This is a genomic window from Mycobacterium sp. 852002-10029_SCH5224772 (genome assembly GCF_001667315.1).
Taxonomy (GTDB): Bacteria; Actinomycetota; Actinomycetes; order Mycobacteriales; family Mycobacteriaceae; genus Mycobacterium.
The window spans coordinates 83,180-100,352 of the sequence record NZ_LZHT01000075.1; the positions used below are offsets into that span (position 1 = coordinate 83,180).

17 protein-coding genes are annotated in these 17,173 nt (G+C 69.4%); 6 read left to right on the forward strand and 11 right to left on the reverse strand.

Features of this window, described 5'->3' with window-relative positions; all coding sequences use genetic code 11:
- The first annotated feature begins 31 nt into the window (after window positions 1–31).
- The gene (locus A5775_RS13025; RefSeq protein WP_067252669.1) at window positions 32–619 is read left to right on the forward strand and encodes a DUF3558 domain-containing protein; all 588 of its coding nucleotides are present in this window, start codon (window positions 32–34) and stop codon (window positions 617–619) included.
- Window position 620: 1 nt separating this feature from the next.
- Entirely contained in the window at window positions 621–2,351 is a 1,731-nt protein-coding gene (locus A5775_RS13030) for a CocE/NonD family hydrolase (RefSeq protein WP_067252671.1), read from the forward strand.
- Here A5775_RS13030 and A5775_RS13035 read toward each other — a convergent pair.
- Both A5775_RS13035 and A5775_RS13040 read right to left on the reverse strand, forming a co-directional pair.
- Entirely contained in the window at window positions 2,310–2,870 is a 561-nt protein-coding gene (locus A5775_RS13035) for a DUF1802 family protein (RefSeq protein WP_067252674.1), read from the reverse strand. The genes A5775_RS13030 and A5775_RS13035 overlap by 42 nt on opposite strands.
- The gene (locus A5775_RS13040) at window positions 2,867–3,136 is read right to left on the reverse strand and encodes a DUF2277 family protein (RefSeq protein WP_067252677.1); all 270 of its coding nucleotides are present in this window, start codon (window positions 3,134–3,136) and stop codon (window positions 2,867–2,869) included. The genes A5775_RS13035 and A5775_RS13040 overlap by 4 nt, the downstream gene beginning before the upstream one ends.
- 124 nt (window positions 3,137–3,260) lie before the next feature.
- Between A5775_RS13040 and A5775_RS13045 the strand changes: the two genes are divergently transcribed.
- Both A5775_RS13045 and A5775_RS13050 read left to right on the forward strand, forming a co-directional pair.
- Entirely contained in the window at window positions 3,261–4,010 is a 750-nt protein-coding gene (locus A5775_RS13045) for an enoyl-CoA hydratase (protein WP_067252679.1), read from the forward strand.
- 60 nt (window positions 4,011–4,070) lie between these two features.
- Window positions 4,071–4,646, forward strand: a complete 576-nt coding sequence (locus tag A5775_RS13050) for a hypothetical protein (RefSeq protein WP_067252838.1) — start codon at window positions 4,071–4,073, stop codon at window positions 4,644–4,646.
- 21 nt (window positions 4,647–4,667) lie between these two features.
- Here A5775_RS13050 and A5775_RS13055 read toward each other — a convergent pair whose 3' ends face one another.
- From A5775_RS13055 to rimP, 7 genes are all read right to left on the reverse strand, one after another.
- Window positions 4,668–5,990 (reverse strand): MATE family efflux transporter, encoded by a 1,323-nt coding sequence (locus A5775_RS13055; protein WP_067252682.1) that lies wholly within the window; start codon window positions 5,988–5,990, stop codon window positions 4,668–4,670.
- The gene (locus A5775_RS13060; protein ID WP_197512545.1) at window positions 5,987–6,988 is read right to left on the reverse strand and encodes a bifunctional oligoribonuclease/PAP phosphatase NrnA; all 1,002 of its coding nucleotides are present in this window, start codon (window positions 6,986–6,988) and stop codon (window positions 5,987–5,989) included. The genes A5775_RS13055 and A5775_RS13060 overlap by 4 nt, the downstream gene beginning before the upstream one ends.
- Entirely contained in the window at window positions 6,963–7,451 is a 489-nt protein-coding gene (gene rbfA, locus A5775_RS13065) for a 30S ribosome-binding factor RbfA (protein ID WP_067252688.1), read from the reverse strand. The genes A5775_RS13060 and rbfA overlap by 26 nt, the downstream gene beginning before the upstream one ends.
- A gap of 102 nt (window positions 7,452–7,553) precedes the next feature.
- Window positions 7,554–10,322: a translation initiation factor IF-2 gene (infB, locus tag A5775_RS13070; RefSeq protein ID WP_067252691.1), complete on the reverse strand. Its 2,769-nt coding sequence runs from the start codon at window positions 10,320–10,322 to the stop codon at window positions 7,554–7,556.
- A gap of 75 nt (window positions 10,323–10,397) precedes the next feature.
- Entirely contained in the window at window positions 10,398–10,673 is a 276-nt protein-coding gene (locus A5775_RS13075; RefSeq protein WP_067252694.1) for a YlxR family protein, read from the reverse strand.
- A gap of 152 nt (window positions 10,674–10,825) precedes the next feature.
- Window positions 10,826–11,881, reverse strand: a complete 1,056-nt coding sequence (gene nusA, locus A5775_RS13080; RefSeq protein WP_067252696.1) for a transcription termination factor NusA — start codon at window positions 11,879–11,881, stop codon at window positions 10,826–10,828.
- Between the two features lie 49 nt (window positions 11,882–11,930).
- Window positions 11,931–12,464 (reverse strand): ribosome maturation factor RimP, encoded by a 534-nt coding sequence (rimP, locus tag A5775_RS13085; RefSeq protein ID WP_067252698.1) that lies wholly within the window; start codon window positions 12,462–12,464, stop codon window positions 11,931–11,933.
- A 208-nt stretch (window positions 12,465–12,672) separates the two neighbouring features.
- On the opposite strand from rimP, the gene A5775_RS13090 reads away from it, so the two are divergent.
- Together A5775_RS13090 and A5775_RS13095 are read left to right on the forward strand one after the other, a co-directional pair.
- The gene (locus A5775_RS13090; protein WP_067252840.1) at window positions 12,673–13,200 is read left to right on the forward strand and encodes a hypothetical protein; all 528 of its coding nucleotides are present in this window, start codon (window positions 12,673–12,675) and stop codon (window positions 13,198–13,200) included.
- Entirely contained in the window at window positions 13,197–13,643 is a 447-nt protein-coding gene (locus A5775_RS13095) for a ferritin-like domain-containing protein (RefSeq protein WP_067252701.1), read from the forward strand. The genes A5775_RS13090 and A5775_RS13095 overlap by 4 nt, the downstream gene beginning before the upstream one ends.
- On the opposite strand, the gene A5775_RS13100 is transcribed toward A5775_RS13095, so the two are convergent.
- A complete protein-coding gene (locus A5775_RS13100) occupies window positions 13,640–15,388 on the reverse strand; it encodes a proline--tRNA ligase (RefSeq protein ID WP_067252703.1) in 1,749 nt (582 codons plus the stop codon). The genes A5775_RS13095 and A5775_RS13100 overlap by 4 nt on opposite strands.
- A gap of 174 nt (window positions 15,389–15,562) precedes the next feature.
- On the reverse strand, window positions 15,563–17,170 hold the full coding sequence (locus tag A5775_RS13105) for an MFS transporter (protein WP_067252713.1): 1,608 nt from the start codon (window positions 17,168–17,170) through the stop codon (window positions 15,563–15,565).
- Between the last annotated feature and the right edge of the window lie 3 nt (window positions 17,171–17,173).

The window sequence follows — 17,173 nt, forward strand, 5'->3', positions numbered from 1 at the left end:
GAAAGGACCGCTGCGGCGTCAGGGGGGTGTCGTGTTCGCCAGTGTTCGTCTGATGGGCGCGCTTGGTGCGCTGCTCACAGCGGCCATCGGGGGCACGGTAGGTCTGCTGACCGCCCCGCCCACACCAGGCGGCGGCGACCGGCCCGTCGAGCTGCGGTCGACCGCCCAGCCGATGGAAACCACCATGAAGAGCCCCATCGTGGCGACCACCGATCCGCGCCCGTTCGATGCGTGCGAGGACATCCCGTTCGACGTCGTCCAGCGGCTCGGGCTGGGATTCACACCGCCCGAACACGAGGACGGCCTGCGCTGCCACTTCGACGCCGGTAACTATCAGGTGGCCGTCGAGCCCATCATCTGGCGCACCTACGAGGCCTCGCTGCCCGCCGACGCCGTCGAGACGACGATCGCGGGCCACCGCGCCGCGCAGTACTGGGTGCTCAAGCCGACCTATCACAACAGCTACTGGTTCTACTCCTGCATGGTCGTGTTCAAGACCGGCTACGGGGTGCTGCAGCAGGCCCTGTACTACTCGACGGTCTACTCCGACCCCGAGGTCGATTGCATGCAGACCAACCTGCAGCGCGCCAACGACCTCGCGCCGTATTACAAGTTCTAGGGTGAGCATCACCTCGATCCGCCCCACGCAGCCGGCCCTGAACACCCTGAAACACTTGGGCGGCAAGGCCCTCGGCCGGCTGCTGGGTCTGCCGCCCGCGACCACCGGCTACACCGTGGAGCGCGTGCGCGTGCCGATGCGCGACGGGGTCCAGTTGGTGGCCGACCATTACGCGCCCGCCACGCCCGCGGCCGCCGGCACCTTGCTGGTCCGCGGCCCCTACGGGCGCGGCTTTCCGTTCACCCTGATATTCGGCGGGTTGTATGCCGCGCGTGGCTACCACGTGGTGCTGCAGAGCGTGCGCGGGACGTTCGGGTCGGGCGGGGTTTTCGAGCCGATGGCCGACGAGGTCGCCGACGGCGCCGACACCGTCGCGTGGCTGCGCGAGCAGCCGTGGTTCACCGGCCGCTTCGCCACCATCGGCATGTCGTACCTGGGATTCACCCAGTGGGCCCTGTTGCAGGATCCCCCGCCGGAACTGGCCACCGCGGTGATCGCGGTGGGACCGCACGACTTCAACGAATCAGTGTGGGGTACAGGCGCTTTCGCGGTCAACGACTTCCTGGGCTGGAGCGACATGGTGGCGCACCAGGAGGACCCGGTGCGCGCCCGGTCCGCGCTGCGCCAGTTGCAGACCCGCCGCAAAGTGGCGCGGGCCGCGGCCACCGCGCCGCTGGGTGACGCCGCGCGGGCCCTGCTCGGCACGGGCGCACCGTGGTTCGAATCCTGGGTCGAACACAGCGATCCCGACGATCCCTTCTGGAATGCGTTGCGGTGCAACGAGGCGCTGGACCGCGTGCAGGTGCCCGTGCTGCTGGTCGGCGGCTGGCAGGACATCTTCATCAGGCAGACGCTGCAGCAGTACGCGCATCTGCGCGGCCGGGGCATCGATGTCGCGCTGACCGTCGGCCCGTGGACGCATACCCACCTGCTCACCACCGGGCTGGCCACCTGCGTCCAGCAGTCACTGGAGTGGCTGGGCACCCATCTGGGCGACGCTCCCGCCGCGCGCCGGCCCAGTCCGGTCCGGGTTTACGTCACGGGCGTGGACCGGGCGCACGCCTGGCGCAGCCTGCCCGAATGGCCGCCGGCCACCACCGAGCGCGCGCTGTACCTGCGCCCCGGCGGCTACCTGGGCGAGACCGCACCGACACTGAAACGCCTGTCCCCAGCCACATTTCGCTACGATCCGGCCGACCCGACACCCACCACCGGGGGCCCGCTGCTGTCCGCCAATGGCGGTTACCGCGACGACGGCCGGCTCGCGTCGCGGGACGATGTGCTGGCCTTCACCAGCGCCACCCTCACCCAGGATCTGTACGTTTACGGAACGCCGGTCGTCGAGCTCGCGCATGGCGCCGACAATCCGCACGTCGACCTGTTCGTGCGGGTGAGCGAGGTCGACGCAAAGGGCCGGTCGCGCAACGTCAGCGAGGCCTACCGTCGGCTGCACACGGCGGCGAAGCCGAAGTCGGAGAAGATCGTTCGCCTCGAGCTCGACGGCGTGGCCCACCGCTTCCGCGCCGGCTCACGCGTCCGGGTGCTGATCGCGGGCAGCTGGTCCCCGCGCTACGCGCATAACCTCGGCGGCGGCGAACCGGTGCTGACCGCCCGGCACGCCACGCCGGTCACCCACAGCGTGCGCTACGGACGTTCCCGGCTGGTGTTGCCCGTCGGCCCGGCCGAGCTGTCAGCCAACGGCGTCGCGGACGCGGACGGCGACCGCGGCTAGCGCGTCGTCATCGTGCACCGGCGCCGCCAACGGCGCGTGCACCCCCAGTTCCACCCAACTCTTACAGCCGGCGTATTCGGGGGCCCGGGCGAGGCGCATCGGCTCGGCCAACGGGATCACCGACACCACCAGCACGGCCAGCTTGTGCTTGGGGCGGAAGTCGAGCCGGTCGGCGCGCACCGACTCGGGCGTCCAGATGTGCAGGTCCTCGATGCTGGAAAGGCCGTCCGGCCGGTTAACCGGCACTGCCGCAACCACTTTCGCAGCGGCGCGGATCACGAGCTCGTCGTCGGTGCTGTCGGCGGCGGCGGGCTTGAGTAAGTCTTGATACTCGGCGCGCACCCGCTCGGCGTGACTGTGCGCGACCGTCGGGAACAACAGGAATTCGCGGGCCGCCAGTTCGAATCGCTTCTCACCGATGCCGCCCTTGCGCAACAGCACTCGCTGGCGACCGTCGAGCAGGGCGTGGACGGCCGCGCTCCACTCTTTGAGCGCGGGCAGCGTTGCGGTCACCGTCACGTCGCACCGGCTAACCGGGCCACCACCGCGGGCCGGCGCAGCGGCGGAACCGTCTTGGGCGGCTGGCGCCGCGGAGCCAGCTTCCCGAGCAAGCGCGTCGTCGTCTCGGTGACCTCGGCGACCGCCTCCTCGAACGCCTCGGCATTGACGGCGGACGGGTGGGTGATGCCGCTGACCTTGCGTACGTACTGGCGGGCGGCCGCCGCGATTTCCTCGGCGGTGGCCGCTGGTTGTAGACCGCGCAGTTCGGTGATGTTCCGGCACATGACCCCACGATAAGCGCTGCGCGCGGCGCTCTCTACCGCACGAGCAGACACAAAAGCACCTCCTGACCGGGGCGTGTCGTGGGGCCTTTACGTCTGCTCGCGAGGGCATCTCTACGGTGTTGTCATGACCGACGAGATCCTGCTGATCGACACCGCGGAACGGGTCCGCACCCTGACCCTGAACCGTCCCCAATCGCGCAACGCGCTGTCCTCGGCGCTACGGGACCGCTTTTTCGGCGCGCTGGCCGACGCCGAAACCGACGACGACGTCGACGTCGTCATCGTGACCGGCGCCGACCCGGTGTTCTGCGCGGGACTGGATCTCAAGGAGCTCGGTGGTTCTTCGGCGCTTCCGGACATCTCGCCGCGGTGGCCGGCGATGAGCAAGCCGGTGATCGGAGCAATCAACGGCGCCGCGGTGACCGGCGGGCTGGAGCTGGCGCTGTATTGCGACATCCTGATCGCCTCGGAGAACGCCCGCTTCGCCGACACGCACGCCCGGGTGGGCTTGCTGCCCACCTGGGGGCTGAGCGTGCGGTTACCGCAGAAGGTGGGCATCGGCCTGGCCCGGCGGATGAGCATGACCGGCGACTACCTGTCCGCCGCCGACGCGCTGCGCGCCGGCCTGGTGACCGAGGTGGTGCCGCACGAGCAACTGCTGGGCGCCGCCCGGGCGGTCGCGGCGTCGATCGTCGGGAACAACCAGGACGCGGTCCGGGCGTTGCTGGCGTCCTATCACCGCATCGACGACGCGCAGACCGGCGCGGGGCTCTGGCAGGAGGCGATGGCGGCCCGGCAATTCCGGACCAGCGGCGACGACATCGCTGCCAACCGCGAGGCCGTGCTGCAACGGGGGCGGGCCCAGGTCCGCTGACGGGGCCGGTCTCTGGCGGTCCGTTTGGGCCGGATTTCGGCCACCCAATACGATCGGGTGATGCATGCGGTCGTCGGAATCAGCAGGGTGCTCGCCGGCCTGACGCTGGCGGCATCGGCGCTCGTGGTCGGCGCGCCGCTCGCGGCCGCGCAGCCACCACCGAACTTCCCCAATCTCGACGGCTTCACCGCCGTCCCGGCCGACGGCTACCTCAGCGCCGGGGCCGGGGGGACCTCGCCACGGATCAGCTTTACCGCCCCGTATGCCCTGGTCTGTGACTTCTACGGCGGGCCGGCGCCCGCCCCGCCACCCTCGCAGGACATCAAGTGCAAGGGGGACATGTCCGGAATGGACGACGTCCCCATCCACGGGGGGCGCCCACGACCGGGCGATTGTGTCGTGGGGTCGGTTGACTTCAAGGGCCCCGGCTACCAATTGAGCCGCATGTCCTACAGCGGATGCGACGGCAACCCGCCCACGCTGCCGTCGGGCGCCAAATTGTTGGCCGCGGGCCAGAAGTTGACCTATCTCAACGTCACCTGCGCGGTGGGAGCCGACAACCTGGTCGCCTGCCTGGACTCCACCAGCGGCGACCACGGATTCGTCGTGCAGCGCTCGGGCAGCTGGGCGTTTTAGCCACCGGCGGCCGAACAGCTGTCAGCGCGCCCAGCGGCCCGAGATCGCCCGCCAGCCAACGAAGATCAGTCGCAACACCACGAACGTGGTCAGTCCCGACCAGATGCCCGCCAGACCCCAGTCGAACACCAGCGACAGCCAGACCAACGGCAAAAAGCCGATCAGCGCGCTGATCACGGTGGCGGTGCGCATGAATGCGGCGTCCCCTGCGCCCAGCAGCACACCATCCAGCGCGAAAACTATTCCGGCAAAGGGCAATTGAGCCACCAGGAACCACCACGGCACCCTGATCGCGGCCAGCACCGAACGGTCGTCGGTGAACAGTGCGGGCAGTGCGGAAAACCCGATCGCGAACACCGCGGCCAACAGTCCGGCGGCCGCGGCCGAAAACACCGTCACCCGCCACGCCACCGATTTGGCGTGCACGGCGTCACCGGCGCCCAATGCGGCGCCCACCAAAGCCTGCGCCGCTATCGCCAACGAATCCAGAACCAGCGCAAGGAACTGCCACAGCTGCAGGACCACCTGATGCGCGGCCAACGCCGAGGCGCCGAATCGGGCGGCAACCGCGCCGGCCGAGACGAAGCAGGCCTGAAAAGCCAACGTCCGCACCACCAGATCGCGACCCATGACGAGTTGGGCCCGCAACACGGTGCGGTCCAGCCGCAACGGTGCCCGCTCGGCCAGCAGCGCACGTCCGAACAACACGGCGGCCAGCCACTGGCCCGCCAGATTGGCCACCGCCGAGCCGGCCAGCCCCAATCGCGGCAACCCCAGCCAGCCGTAGACCAACAGGGGGCACAGCAGCGCCGAAAGCCCAAAGCCGGCAACCACATAACGCAGCGGGCGGATGGTGTCCTGCACGCCGCGCAGCCACCCGTTGCCCGCCAGCGACACCAAAATTGCCGGAGCGCCGAAGATCGCGATCCGCAGCCACGGCAGCGCCATGCCGGCGATCGCCTCTCCCCCCACTTTGCCGCCGGCGATCGCCGATACCAGCGGCACCGCCGCGGTCTGCACCACGACCACGACGAGCGCGCCCAGCCCCAGCGCCAACCAGGTCGCCTGCACGCCCTCGGCCACCGCCGAAGCCCGGTTCCCGGCACCGAAGTGGCGAGCCGAGCGTGCCGTCGTGCCGTAGGACAAAAACGTGAGGTCGGAACCCACCAGGCTGAGCAGCAGTCCCCCGATGGCCAGCCCGGCCAGGCTCAGTGCGCCGAGTCGGCCGACGATCGCGGTATCGAACAACAGATAGAGCGGCTCTGCCGCCAGCACTCCCAGCGCGGGCAGCGCCAGGCCTGCGATCTGTCGGCCCCCGGCGCCAGGTCGATCCCTTTCGGTCACCCGAGGGCGGTGTGCAGCGACGCCACGACGTCGTCGATCGAGCCGGTGGTCGAGTAGCCGGCCGCCAGCCGGTGCCCACCGCCGCCGAACCCGGACGCGACCGCCGCCAGATCCACCTCGGCCTTGGCGCGCATCGACACCGACCACTGTTGCGGCGCGATCTCCTTGAAGACCGCGGCCACCTCCGCCTGCTGCGTGGTCCGCACGATGTCGACGATGCTCTCGACTTCCTCGGGGCGTGAAGTGATCCAATCCTGGTTGCCGACAACGGCATACACCAGCCCCCGCCCGCCGGCGGCGCCCGGCAGCAACTGGGCCGACGCCAGCACGCGCGACAGCAGCGGCAGCCACCCGAAGGGGTGGGTGTCCATCAGCGTTCGGCTGATCGCGGCGTTGTCCACGCCGGCGTCGACCAGCCGGGCGGCCAGGCGGAGGGCGCGCGCGCTGGCCCAGCGGAACGATCCGGTGTCGGTCGTCAGGCCGGCGTAAATGCAGTGCGCGACGTCGGGGTCGAGGGGCTTGCCCCACGCGTCGAGAATGTCGGCGACCAGCATGGTGGTCGAATCCGCCGACACGTCAACGAAATTGGCGGTGCCGAACAAGTCGTTGGAGGCGTGGTGGTCGATCACCAGCACCTCGGCGCCCGACACGGTCAGGTCGCCGAGCGCTCCCAGCCGCTTGACGCTCGGAACGTCAACGGTGACAACCAGATCGACGTCGCGGCGCATCGCCTCCGGAGCAACCAGCAGCCGGCAGCCCGGCAGCGAGGCCAGCGATTCGGGCAGCCCAGCCGGCTCGGCGAAACTGACCTCCACCCGCTTACCGCATTTGTCGAGCACCAAACCCAGCGCCAGCCCGGCGCCGATGGTGTCGGCGTCGGGATGCACATGGGCGATCACCGCCACGGTGTCGGCGCCCGACAGTAGTTCGACGGCGGCCGCCGCGTCGATGCGTGCGCCCACTCCGGCCAGTTCAGTATTCGCGTTGGTCGTCGTCACCGATGCTCCCGTCGAGGCCGGGCTCGACGCCCGATCCGCTATCCCGGTATGGATCGGCCTCCCCAGCCGGCTTGGCGCCAGAACGAACCCGCGCCAGATCAGCGTCCGCGGCGCGAGCGCGCGCCAGCAACTCGTCCATCCGCTGCACGTTGTCCGACGTGGTGTCGCGGGTGAACGTGAGGGTAGGGGTGAAGCGGACGCCGGTGCCCGCGCCGACCATGGTGCGCAGCGCGCCCTTGGCCCGCTCCAGCGCGGCGGCGGCGGCACCGTAATCCGGCTCTTCGTCCAGCGTGCGCCCCATCACCGTGTAGAACACCGTGGCGTCGTGCAGGTCGGCGGTCACCTTCGCGTCGACGATCGTGACGCCGTCCAGCCCGGGGTCCTTGATCTCGAACTCGATCGCCGAGGCGACGATCGTGTTGATCCGCTTGGCCAGGCGGCGGGCCCGGGCCGGGTCAGCCATGTCGATTCACCGCCTCCTCCTCATCACTTCGTTCTGCATCGTCGGCGGTGGGTCGATTCACCGCCTCCTCCTCATCACTTCGCTCCGCATCGTCGGCGGTTATCAGGCGCGTTCTTTCTCTACCAACTCGTAGGACTCGATGATGTCGCCTTCCTTGATGTCGGAATAGCCCAGCGTCATACCGCATTCGAAGCCCTCGCGGACCTCGGTGACATCATCCTTTTCGCGCCGCAGCGAGTTGATCGTGAGGTTCTCGGTGACCACGACGTTGTCGCGCAGCAGCCGGGCCTTGGCATTGCGCCGCACCACACCGGAGCTGATCATGCAGCCGGCGATGATGCCCACCTTCGAGGACCGGAAGATCGCCCGGATCTCGGCGCGGCCCAGCTGGCTCTCCTCGTAGATCGGCTTGAGCATCCCGCGCAGGGCCTTTTCGATCTCGTCGATCGCCTGGTAGATCACCGAGTAGTAGCGGATCTCCACGCCTTCGCGGTTGGCCAGCTCGGTGGCCTTGCCCTCGGCCCGCACGTTGAAGCCGATGATCACCGCATCCGAGGCCGACGCCAGGTTGACGTTGGTTTCGGTGATGCCACCGACACCGCGGTCGATGACGCGCAGCGCCACCTCGTCGTCGATCTGGATGCCCATCAGGGCCTCTTCGAGCGCCTCGACCGTACCGGCGTTGTCGCCCTTGAGAATCAGGTTCAGCTGGCTGGTCTCCTTCAGCGCCGAATCCAGGTCCTCCAGGCTGATCCGCTTGCGCGTACGCGCCGCCAGCGCGTTGCGCTTGCGGGCGCTGCGCTTGTCGGCGATCTGGCGGGCGATCCGGTCCTCGTCGACGACCAGCAGGTTGTCACCGGCGCCGGGCACCGACGTGAAGCCGATGACCTGCACCGGCCGCGACGGCAGCGCCTCGTGGACGTCGTCGCCGTGCTCGTCGACCATGCGGCGGACACGCCCGTAGGCATCGCCGGCCACGATCGAGTCGCCGACGCGCAGCGTGCCGCGCTGGATCAGCACGGTGGCGACGGGGCCGCGACCCCGGTCCAGGTGGGCCTCGATCGCCACCCCCTGGGCCTCCATGTCGGGGTTTGCCCGCAGGTCCAGGGCGGCGTCGGCGGTCAGCAGCACCGCCTCCTCCAAGGCCTCGATGTTGGTGCCCACCTTTGCCGAGATGTCCACGAACATCGTATCGCCACCGAAATCCTCTGCCACCAAACCGTATTCGGTGAGCTGGCCACGAATCTTGGCCGGGTCGGCGCCTTCCTTGTCGATCTTGTTGACCGCCACCACGATCGGCACGTCAGCGGCCTGCGCGTGGTTGATGGCCTCCACCGTCTGCGGCATCACGCCGTCGTCGGCGGCGACCACCAGGATCGCGATGTCGGTGGCCTTGGCGCCGCGGGCACGCATGGCGGTGAACGCCTCGTGACCCGGGGTGTCGATGAAGGTGATCGGCCGCTCGGTGCCGTCGAAGTCGACGGTCACCTGGTAGGCGCCGATGTGCTGGGTGATGCCACCGGCCTCGGCCTCGCGGACGCTCGCATTCCGGATGGTGTCCAGCAGTCGGGTTTTACCGTGGTCGACGTGACCCATCACGGTCACCACCGGCGGACGCGTCTGCAGGTCTTCCTCGGTGCCCTCGTCCTCGCCGTAGGTCAGGTCAAACGACTCGAGCAGCTCGCGGTCCTCGTCCTCGGGACTGACGACCTGGACGACGTAATTCATCTCGCTGCCCAGCAGCTCGAGCGTCTCGTCGCCCACCGATTGGGTGGCCGTCACCATCTCGCCGAGGTTGAACAGCGCCTGCACCAGTGAGGCCGGGTTGGCGTTGATCTTGTCGGCGAAGTCGCTCAGCGACGCGCCGCGTGCCAGCCGGATCGTCTCGCCGTTGCCGTGCGGCAACCGCACGCCACCGACGACCGGCGCCTGCATGTTCTCGTACTCGGCGCGCTTCGCCCGCTTCGACTTGCGGCCACGCCGCGGAGCACCACCGGGACGGCCGAACGCGCCGGCCGCACCGCCGCGCTGTCCGGGACGGCCACCGCCGCCACCGGGACGGCCCCGGAAACCGCCCCCCCCGCCGCCGGGGGGGGCGCCGACTCCGCCGCCACCGCCGCGGTAGTTGCCGCCTCCGCCGTCACGACCACCGGGACCACCGGGCCGGCCGCCACCGGGCCGCGGGGCGCCGGGCCGGGCCGGGCGGCCCGCTCCAGCGGCTCCACCGGGTCGCGGTGGCATGTTGCCCGGCGACGCGCCGGGTCGCGGCGCGCCCGGGCGGGGCGCTCCGGGACGGGGCGCCGCCGGACGCGGGATGGGCCGGTCGACGGGTTGCGTCGACGAGAACGGGTTGTTGCCGACGCGCGGGGCGCGGGGCTTGGGCATCGGGCCGGGCCGTGGGCCCGGCGTCATGCCCGGCTGCGGCGCCTGGCCAGGGGCGGGCGGCTTCGGCTGCCCGGGCGACGGCGCCGACGGGCGTGCGGGGGCCGGCCCCGGACGCGCGGGGGCGTCAGTGGGCGCGGCGCCGGCGGCCTGGGCCGCAGCGGACGTCGCGGAGCCGTCGGGCTGAGCGGGCGCCGCGGCCGCTTCGCCGTTGCCGCCGGAATTGTTGATCGCGTTGTCGAGGGCCGTGTCGAGCGACTTGTCGGGGGCCTTGGCGGCCTTGGCCTCGCCTTTTGCGGCCTTCGCGGGGGCCTTCTCCGCGGGCTTGCCGCCCCCGAAGGACTCGCGCAGCCGGCGAGCCACCGGCGCTTCTACCGTCGACGATGCGGATTTGACGAATTCGCCCTGATCGTTCAGTCGGGCGAGGACTTCCTTGCTGGTGACACCGAGTTCCTTAGCTAACTCGTGTACGCGGGCCTTACCTGCCACTACATCTCCTGTCTATGAGGCGACAGTCGTGGGGCCGCGCCTCGGGTTTAGCTATGACGCATTGTCATCGGGACTTCACGGTGTGCTCATGTTCTTTGCTACCTGTTCTGTTGCCGGGCGATCGCGCGCACTGAGGAACTCTATGTGCTCGACCACCGCGGAGGTGTCCGGTGAACCGGTGATGCGCAGCGCCTTGGTGAAAGCCCGCCGCCGGATCGCCTGTTGCGCGCACTGCGACACGGGATGCAGCCATGCACCCCGCCCCGGCAGGCTACTGCCTGTGTCAACGATCACGGCGAATTCGCCGTTCCCGGTCGACACAGCCACCACTCGAAGCAGTTCGACGGCCAACTCTCGCTTTCGGCACCCGATACACGTCCGCACGGGTCCACCCATGTGTCGGTGCGGGGCCGAAGGCTCGCGCTGGATCACGGCTCAGTCTAGCGTCACCGAATCCATGGTCAGAACCACCCGAGGATGTGTGGCCTCGTGCCGGTATGCGGCTAGCGGTCGTGGGCCATTCCGTGGGTGGCGCCGTGCTCGGGCTCGCTCTCCGGATGTCCTCCGGGCGCGGCGGGCGAGTCCCCCCGGATGTCGATCCGCCAGCCGGTGAGCCGGGCGGCCAGCCGCGCGTTCTGGCCCTCCTTGCCGATGGCCAGTGACAGCTGGAAGTCGGGAACCACGACACGGGCGGCGCGGGCGGACTGGTCGATGATCGACACCGAGACCACCTTGGCCGGTGACAACGCGTTGGCGACGAAGCGGGCCGGGTCCTCGTCGTAGTCGATGATGTCGATTTTCTCTCCGGACAGCTCGCTCATCACGTTGCGGACCCGCTGCCCCATCGGACCGATGCAGGCGCCCTTGGCGTTGAGCCCGGGCAGGTTCGACTTCACCGCGATCTTGGAACGATGGCCGGCCTCCCGCGCCACCGCCACGATCTCGACCGACTCGTCGGCGATCTCGGGCACCTCCAGGGAGAACAGCCTGCGGACCAGGTTGGGATGCGTGCGCGACAGCGTGATCAGCGGCTCTCGGGCCCCGCGGGTCACCCCGATCACATAGCACCGCACGCGGTTGCCGTGTTCGTAGCTTTCGCCGGGAACCTGTTCGGCCGCCGGGATCACGCCCTCGGAGGCCTTCGTCTCGGTGCCCATCCGGACCACCACCAGGCCGCGCGCGTTGGCCCGGTTGTCACGCTGGATGACGCCTGCGACGATCTCGCCCTCGCGGGTGGAGAACTCGCCGTACGTGCGCTCGTTTTCGGCGTCCCTGAATCGCTGCAGCATCACCTGGCGTGCGGTGGTGGCGGCGATGCGCCCGAAGCCCTCGGGGGTGTCGTCCCATTCGCTGATGACGTTGTCGTCTTCGTCCGTCTCCCGCGCGATCACCCGGACGACACCGGTCTTGCGGTCGATCTCGATCCGCGCGTCGTTCTGATGACCTTCGGTGTGCCGATAGGCGGTGAGCAGCGCGGACTTGATGGTCTCGAGCAGCTCGTTGACCGAGATGCCCCGATCCACCTCGATCGCGTGCAGTGCAGCCATGTCGATGTTCATCAGCGCCGCTCCTCCTCATCGCTACGCTCTGCATCGTCGCTGGCGCGGTTCATGTTCCGGTCTCCGTCCTCCGGCCCTGACCCATACTCGCCAGTTCCAGTTCCGCTTGGGCAGGGGGCGAAAACTCCACCTGGACAACAGCTTTGACGACGTCACCGAGTGATATGTCACGTATCGCCCAGTCGCGGCCCGCGCGCACCACCAGCGCGACGGTGTCCTCGTTCGTTTCGCCGACACGGCCGGTCAGCTTCGATCCATCGGAGAGCACGACGTCGACCTTGCGGCCGCGGGCGCGACGGAAGTGCTTCGCGCTGGTCAGGGGGCGGTCCACGCCGGGCGAGGAGACCTCGAGCACGTAGTGGTCCCCGATGGTGTCCAGATCGTCGAGCAACGCCGACGCCGAGTGCGACAGCGTGGCGGCCGTGTCCAGATCGAGGCCGTTGTCGCCGTCGGCGATCACCGTGATGCGCGGTGGGTGGGTGCGTGCGTCGATGACCACGTCTTCGATGTCGTATCCCGCGCGCGCAAACTCTGCATCGAGTAGCTCGATCACCTGCGTCTGCGACGGTAGCCCGGTGGTCACGGCGAGCTCCTCATCTTGAGTTGTCCGGTCATCTGGCGGATGTCGCCGCCGCGATGGCTTCGCGTCCGGCTTCCGGTGTCCCGGCGGAGGAACATACTGGCCATCCTCTGCGAGAACCAGCTATCCACGATACGCCAGGAATCGCGGATGGCGGCGCGATCGCGTGCTGGCTTCGTACCCGCTCTCGCGCCGATGGCAGGATGTGCTTGTGCCTAGCGCAGTTCCGTTCGTCAACCGGCGAGACGTCCTCTCCGGCGGCGTCGCTTTGGCCGCGCTGGGCGTGGTGTCCGCGTGCGGCAAGTCCGCTCCGAAGGCCCCGCCCGTCGAACAACTGCTGGGGCCGTTGGACCAAGCCCGCCGCGACAGCGCGCTGGCGGCTGCCGCCGCCGCGGCCGTCGGGAACCCTCCGCAGGTCGCCGCCGCGCTGACGGTGGTGGCGAGCCAACGCGCCGCGCACGCCCGCGCGCTGTCCACCGAGATCTCGCGCGCCGCCGGCAAGCTCGCTGCGCCGTCATCGAGCGAAACGACCAGCCCGAGCCAGGCCGAACCCGCCGGACCCCCGCCTCCCCCGCCACCGGTGGCCGATGTGATCAACGCGCTGCGCGCCTCGGCCGACAGCGCGGCTCGCCTGGTCGGCACCGAATCCGGCTACCGGGCGGGGTTGCTCGCCTCGGTCGCCGCATCATGCACGGCGTCCTACACCGTGGCGCTGGTGCCCGGGGGGCCGTCGATATGACCTCGGGGAAGGACGCCGACAACGCGGCGCTGTCTGACGCGCTGGCCATCGAACACTCGACGATCTACGGCTACGGCATCGTCTCGGCGCTGTCACCGCCCAGCGTGAACGGCATGGTGGTGGAGGCCCTCGATCAGCACCGCCAGCGTCGCGACGACGTCATCGCGATGCTGACCGCCCGCAAGGTCACCGCTCCGGTCGCCGCGGCCGGCTATCAGCTGCCCATGGTGGTCGGCAGCCCCGCGGACGCGGCGCGGCTGGCCGTGCGGATGGAGAACGACGGCGCGGGCGCGTGGCGCGTCGTCGCCGAACACGCCGAGACCGCCGAGGATCGGGCGTTTGCCTCGACGGCGCTGATTCAGAGCGCGGTCATGGCCGCCCGGTGGAACCGCGTGTTGGGCGCCTGGCCCATCACGACAAGCTTCCCGGGCGGCAACGACTAACCGTTGAGGGCGGCCGCGATGTCGCTGGCCAGCGACGGCCCGGTTGCCAGCTCGCGGGTTTGCCCACCGAAACGGTCGCGCAACTCCACCACGCCGTCCGCCCAGCCGCGCCCCACCACCACGATCCAGGGCACGCCCAGCAACTCGGCATCCTTGAACTTCACGCCGGGCGAGGCCTGCCGGTCATCGAGCAGCACCTCGACGCCCAGCCGGTCCAGTTCGGCGGCCAGCTCGGTGGCCCCGCTGCGGGCCTGGGCGTCTTTGTTGGCGATCACCAGGTGGACGTCGAACGGGGCGACGGCCGACGGCCAGCGCAGCCCCAGCTCGTCGTGGTGCTGCTCGGCGATCACGGCCACCATCCGCGACACCCCCAGGCCGTAGGAGCCCATGGTCAGGCGCACCGGCTTGCCGTCCTCGCCGAGCACGTCGACGGTGAACGCGTCGGTGTATTTGCGGCCGAGCTGGAAGATGTGCGCGACCTCGATGCCGCGCGCGGACACCAGCGGGCCCGCGCCGTCCGGCGAGGGGTCGCCGTCGCGCACGTCGGCCGCCTCGATGGTGCCGTCGGCGGTGAAATCCCGGCCGGCGACCAGCCCGACGACGTGCCGGCCCGGCTCGTCGGCCCCGGTGATCCAGCTGGTGCCGTCGACGACCCGCGGGTCGACCAGGTAGCGAACACCGTTGCCTTGCAATGCCTTCGGTCCGATGTATCCCCTGACCAGGAAGGGGTATTTGGCGAAGTCGGCGTCGTCGAGCATCGCGTATTCGGAAGGTTCGAGCGCCGCGCCCAGCCGCTTGTCGTCGACCTCGCGGTCACCGGGCAGCCCGATGGCCAGCAACTCCCAGTCCCCGCCCGGTTCGCGCACCTTGAGCAGGACGTTCTTCAACGTGTCGGCCGCGGTGACCGCGCGCCCCAGGTCGGCGGTGTTGGCCCAGTCCACCAGGGTGGCGATGGTCGGGGTGTCGCCGGTGTCGTGGACCACCGCCTCGGGCAGTCCATCGATGGGCTGCGCCTCGGGGCGGGCGGTCACGACGGCCTCGACGTTGGCCGCGTAGCCGGACTGCAGGCACCGCACGAAGGTGTCCTCGCCGACCGGACTTTCGGCCAGGAACTCCTCGGAGGCGCTGCCGCCCATGGCGCCGGAGACCGCGGACACGATGACGTAACGCACCTGCAGGCGCGCGAAGATGCGCTGATAGGCCTCGCGGTGCGCGTGATAGGCGGCCGCCAGGCCGGCGTCGTCGATGTCGAAGGAGTAGGAGTCCTTCATCAGAAACTCCCGCACGCGCAGGATGCCGGCCCGCGGCCGCGCCTCGTCACGGTATTTGTTCTGGATTTGGTAGAGCAGGACCGGAAAGTCTTTGTAGGAGCTGTATTCACCCTTGACGGTCAGGGTGAACAGCTCTTCGTGGGTGGGGCCCAACATGTAGTCGTTGCCGCGGCGGTCCTGTAGCCGAAAGACCGAGTCGCCGTATTCGGTCCACCGGTTCGTCGCCTCGTACGGCGCGCGGGGCAGCAGGGCGGGAAACAGGATCTCTTGCCCGCCAATGGCGTTCATCTCCTCGCGGACGATGCGCTCGATGCGGCGCAGCACCCGCAACCCCAGCGGCAGCCAGCTGTACAGGCCGGGCGCGACGGGCCGGATGTAGCCGGCCCGGATCAGCAGCTTGTGGCTGGCGACTTCGGCGTCGGCGGGATCATCGCGCAACGTGCGCAAAAACAGCTCAGACATCCGGGTGATCACAGCGGGCCAGCCTAGCTTGCGAAGGGCATGGCGACGATGCGGGCCGTGACGACCTGTCGTACGGGGGTGGCCGATGCGTGCGGCATCGTCGAGGCGCGCACGCGAAAGTGCAATTGGCGACGCGTTTCCCGAGTAGGGGTGTCGATAGTTGCACTCTCGCGGAGAGCGAGGGAGCTACAGCTCCCCGGCGTCCATCGCTTCCTTGACCTCTTGCGCGTGCGCAACCTGGTCGGGGGTGTAGCCGATGAGCAGCGCCGCCGCGCCGACGATGACGGCCACGCCGGCCACCCACAGCAGGCCGTAGGTGTAACCGTGGTCAAGCGCCTGCAGCTGCGCGTCGTTCATGAATTTCACGGGACCGGTGGTGCCACCCAAATACAGTGTCCGCGAAGTGATCACGGCCTGGATGACGGCCAACACCAGCGGCCCGCCCAAGCTTTGCAGCATCAGCGTGACGGCCGATACGGGGCCGATCTGGTCGAAACCCACGCCGGCGATGGCCGACAGCGTCAGGGGGACGACGGCCATGCCGATGCCGATCCCGCCGACCACGATGGGCAGCACCAGGTTGGGGAAGTAGGCGACGCCGCGGTGCATGAACGCCCAGCCGTACAGCATCGCCCAGAACAGCAGGACGCCGCCGCCGATGGTCAAGACGCGTGGCGAGAACCGTGAGACCAGCTGCGAGGAAACGCCGAGACCGATTCCCATCGCGATGACGAACGGGATGAAGCCGACGCCGGCGTGCAGCGCGCTGTAGCCGAGGATGTCCTGCACGTACAGGCCGATGCACACGGTCAGGCTGAACATCAGCCCGCCGGCCAAAAAGATCGCGATGAAGGTGGCCAACCGATTGCGGTCACGGAACAGATCGAAAGGCACGACGGGGTTTTCGGCGCTGCGCTCCACGATGATGAAGGCCAGCGCCGCGCCCATCGCCACCACACCCGAGCCGACGGTGGTGAGCGAAACCCAGCCCTTTTCCGGGCCCATCGAGAAGGCGAACACCGCGGCGGTGCACGTCAGGGTGGCCAGCATGGCGCCGGTGGCGTCCAGCTTCATCCGCTCGCGGTTGGTCTCGCGCAGCGCGGTGCGGGCCAGATAGATCATCACCAGGCCGATCGGCACGTTCACCAGGAACGCCAGCCGCCACGACACCTCGGTCAGCGCTCCGCCGACCACCAGACCCATCACCGAGCCGATAGCCGTCATCGCGGCGAACACCGCCGTCGCGAAGTTACGCGCCGGCCCCTTGGGGAACGTCGTCGCCACCAGCGCCAGGCCCGTCGGCGAGGCGATGGCCGACCCGACGCCCTGCGACAGCCGGGCGATGACCATGGTCGCCTCGTCCCAGGCGACCGCGCACAGCACCGAAGAAATGGTGAACAGCGCGACACCGACGATGAACGTGCGCTTGCGCCCGATGGTGTCGCCGAGTCGGCCGCCGAGCAGCATCAGCCCGCCGAATGTCAGCACATAGGCGGTGATCACCCAGCTGCGGCCGGCGTCGGACAGGCTGAGCTCGTTTTGGATCTTGGGCAGAGCGACGATCGCGACGGTGCTGTCCATCGTCGCAAGCAGCTGCATACCGCCGATGGCGACGACGGCCGCGATGAAGCGTCGCGACGGCAGCCACGCCGGGTAGTACTTGCTGATGCGATTTGAGGCGGTCTCCGCCGGGGGCTTTGAGGCGGTCTCCGCCGGGCGCGCCGGGGCCGGACGATCGGGGCGTGCAGACGTCCAGTTTTGGACAGCGCGCTCTGAGTCGTTGAGAGCCGTCATAAA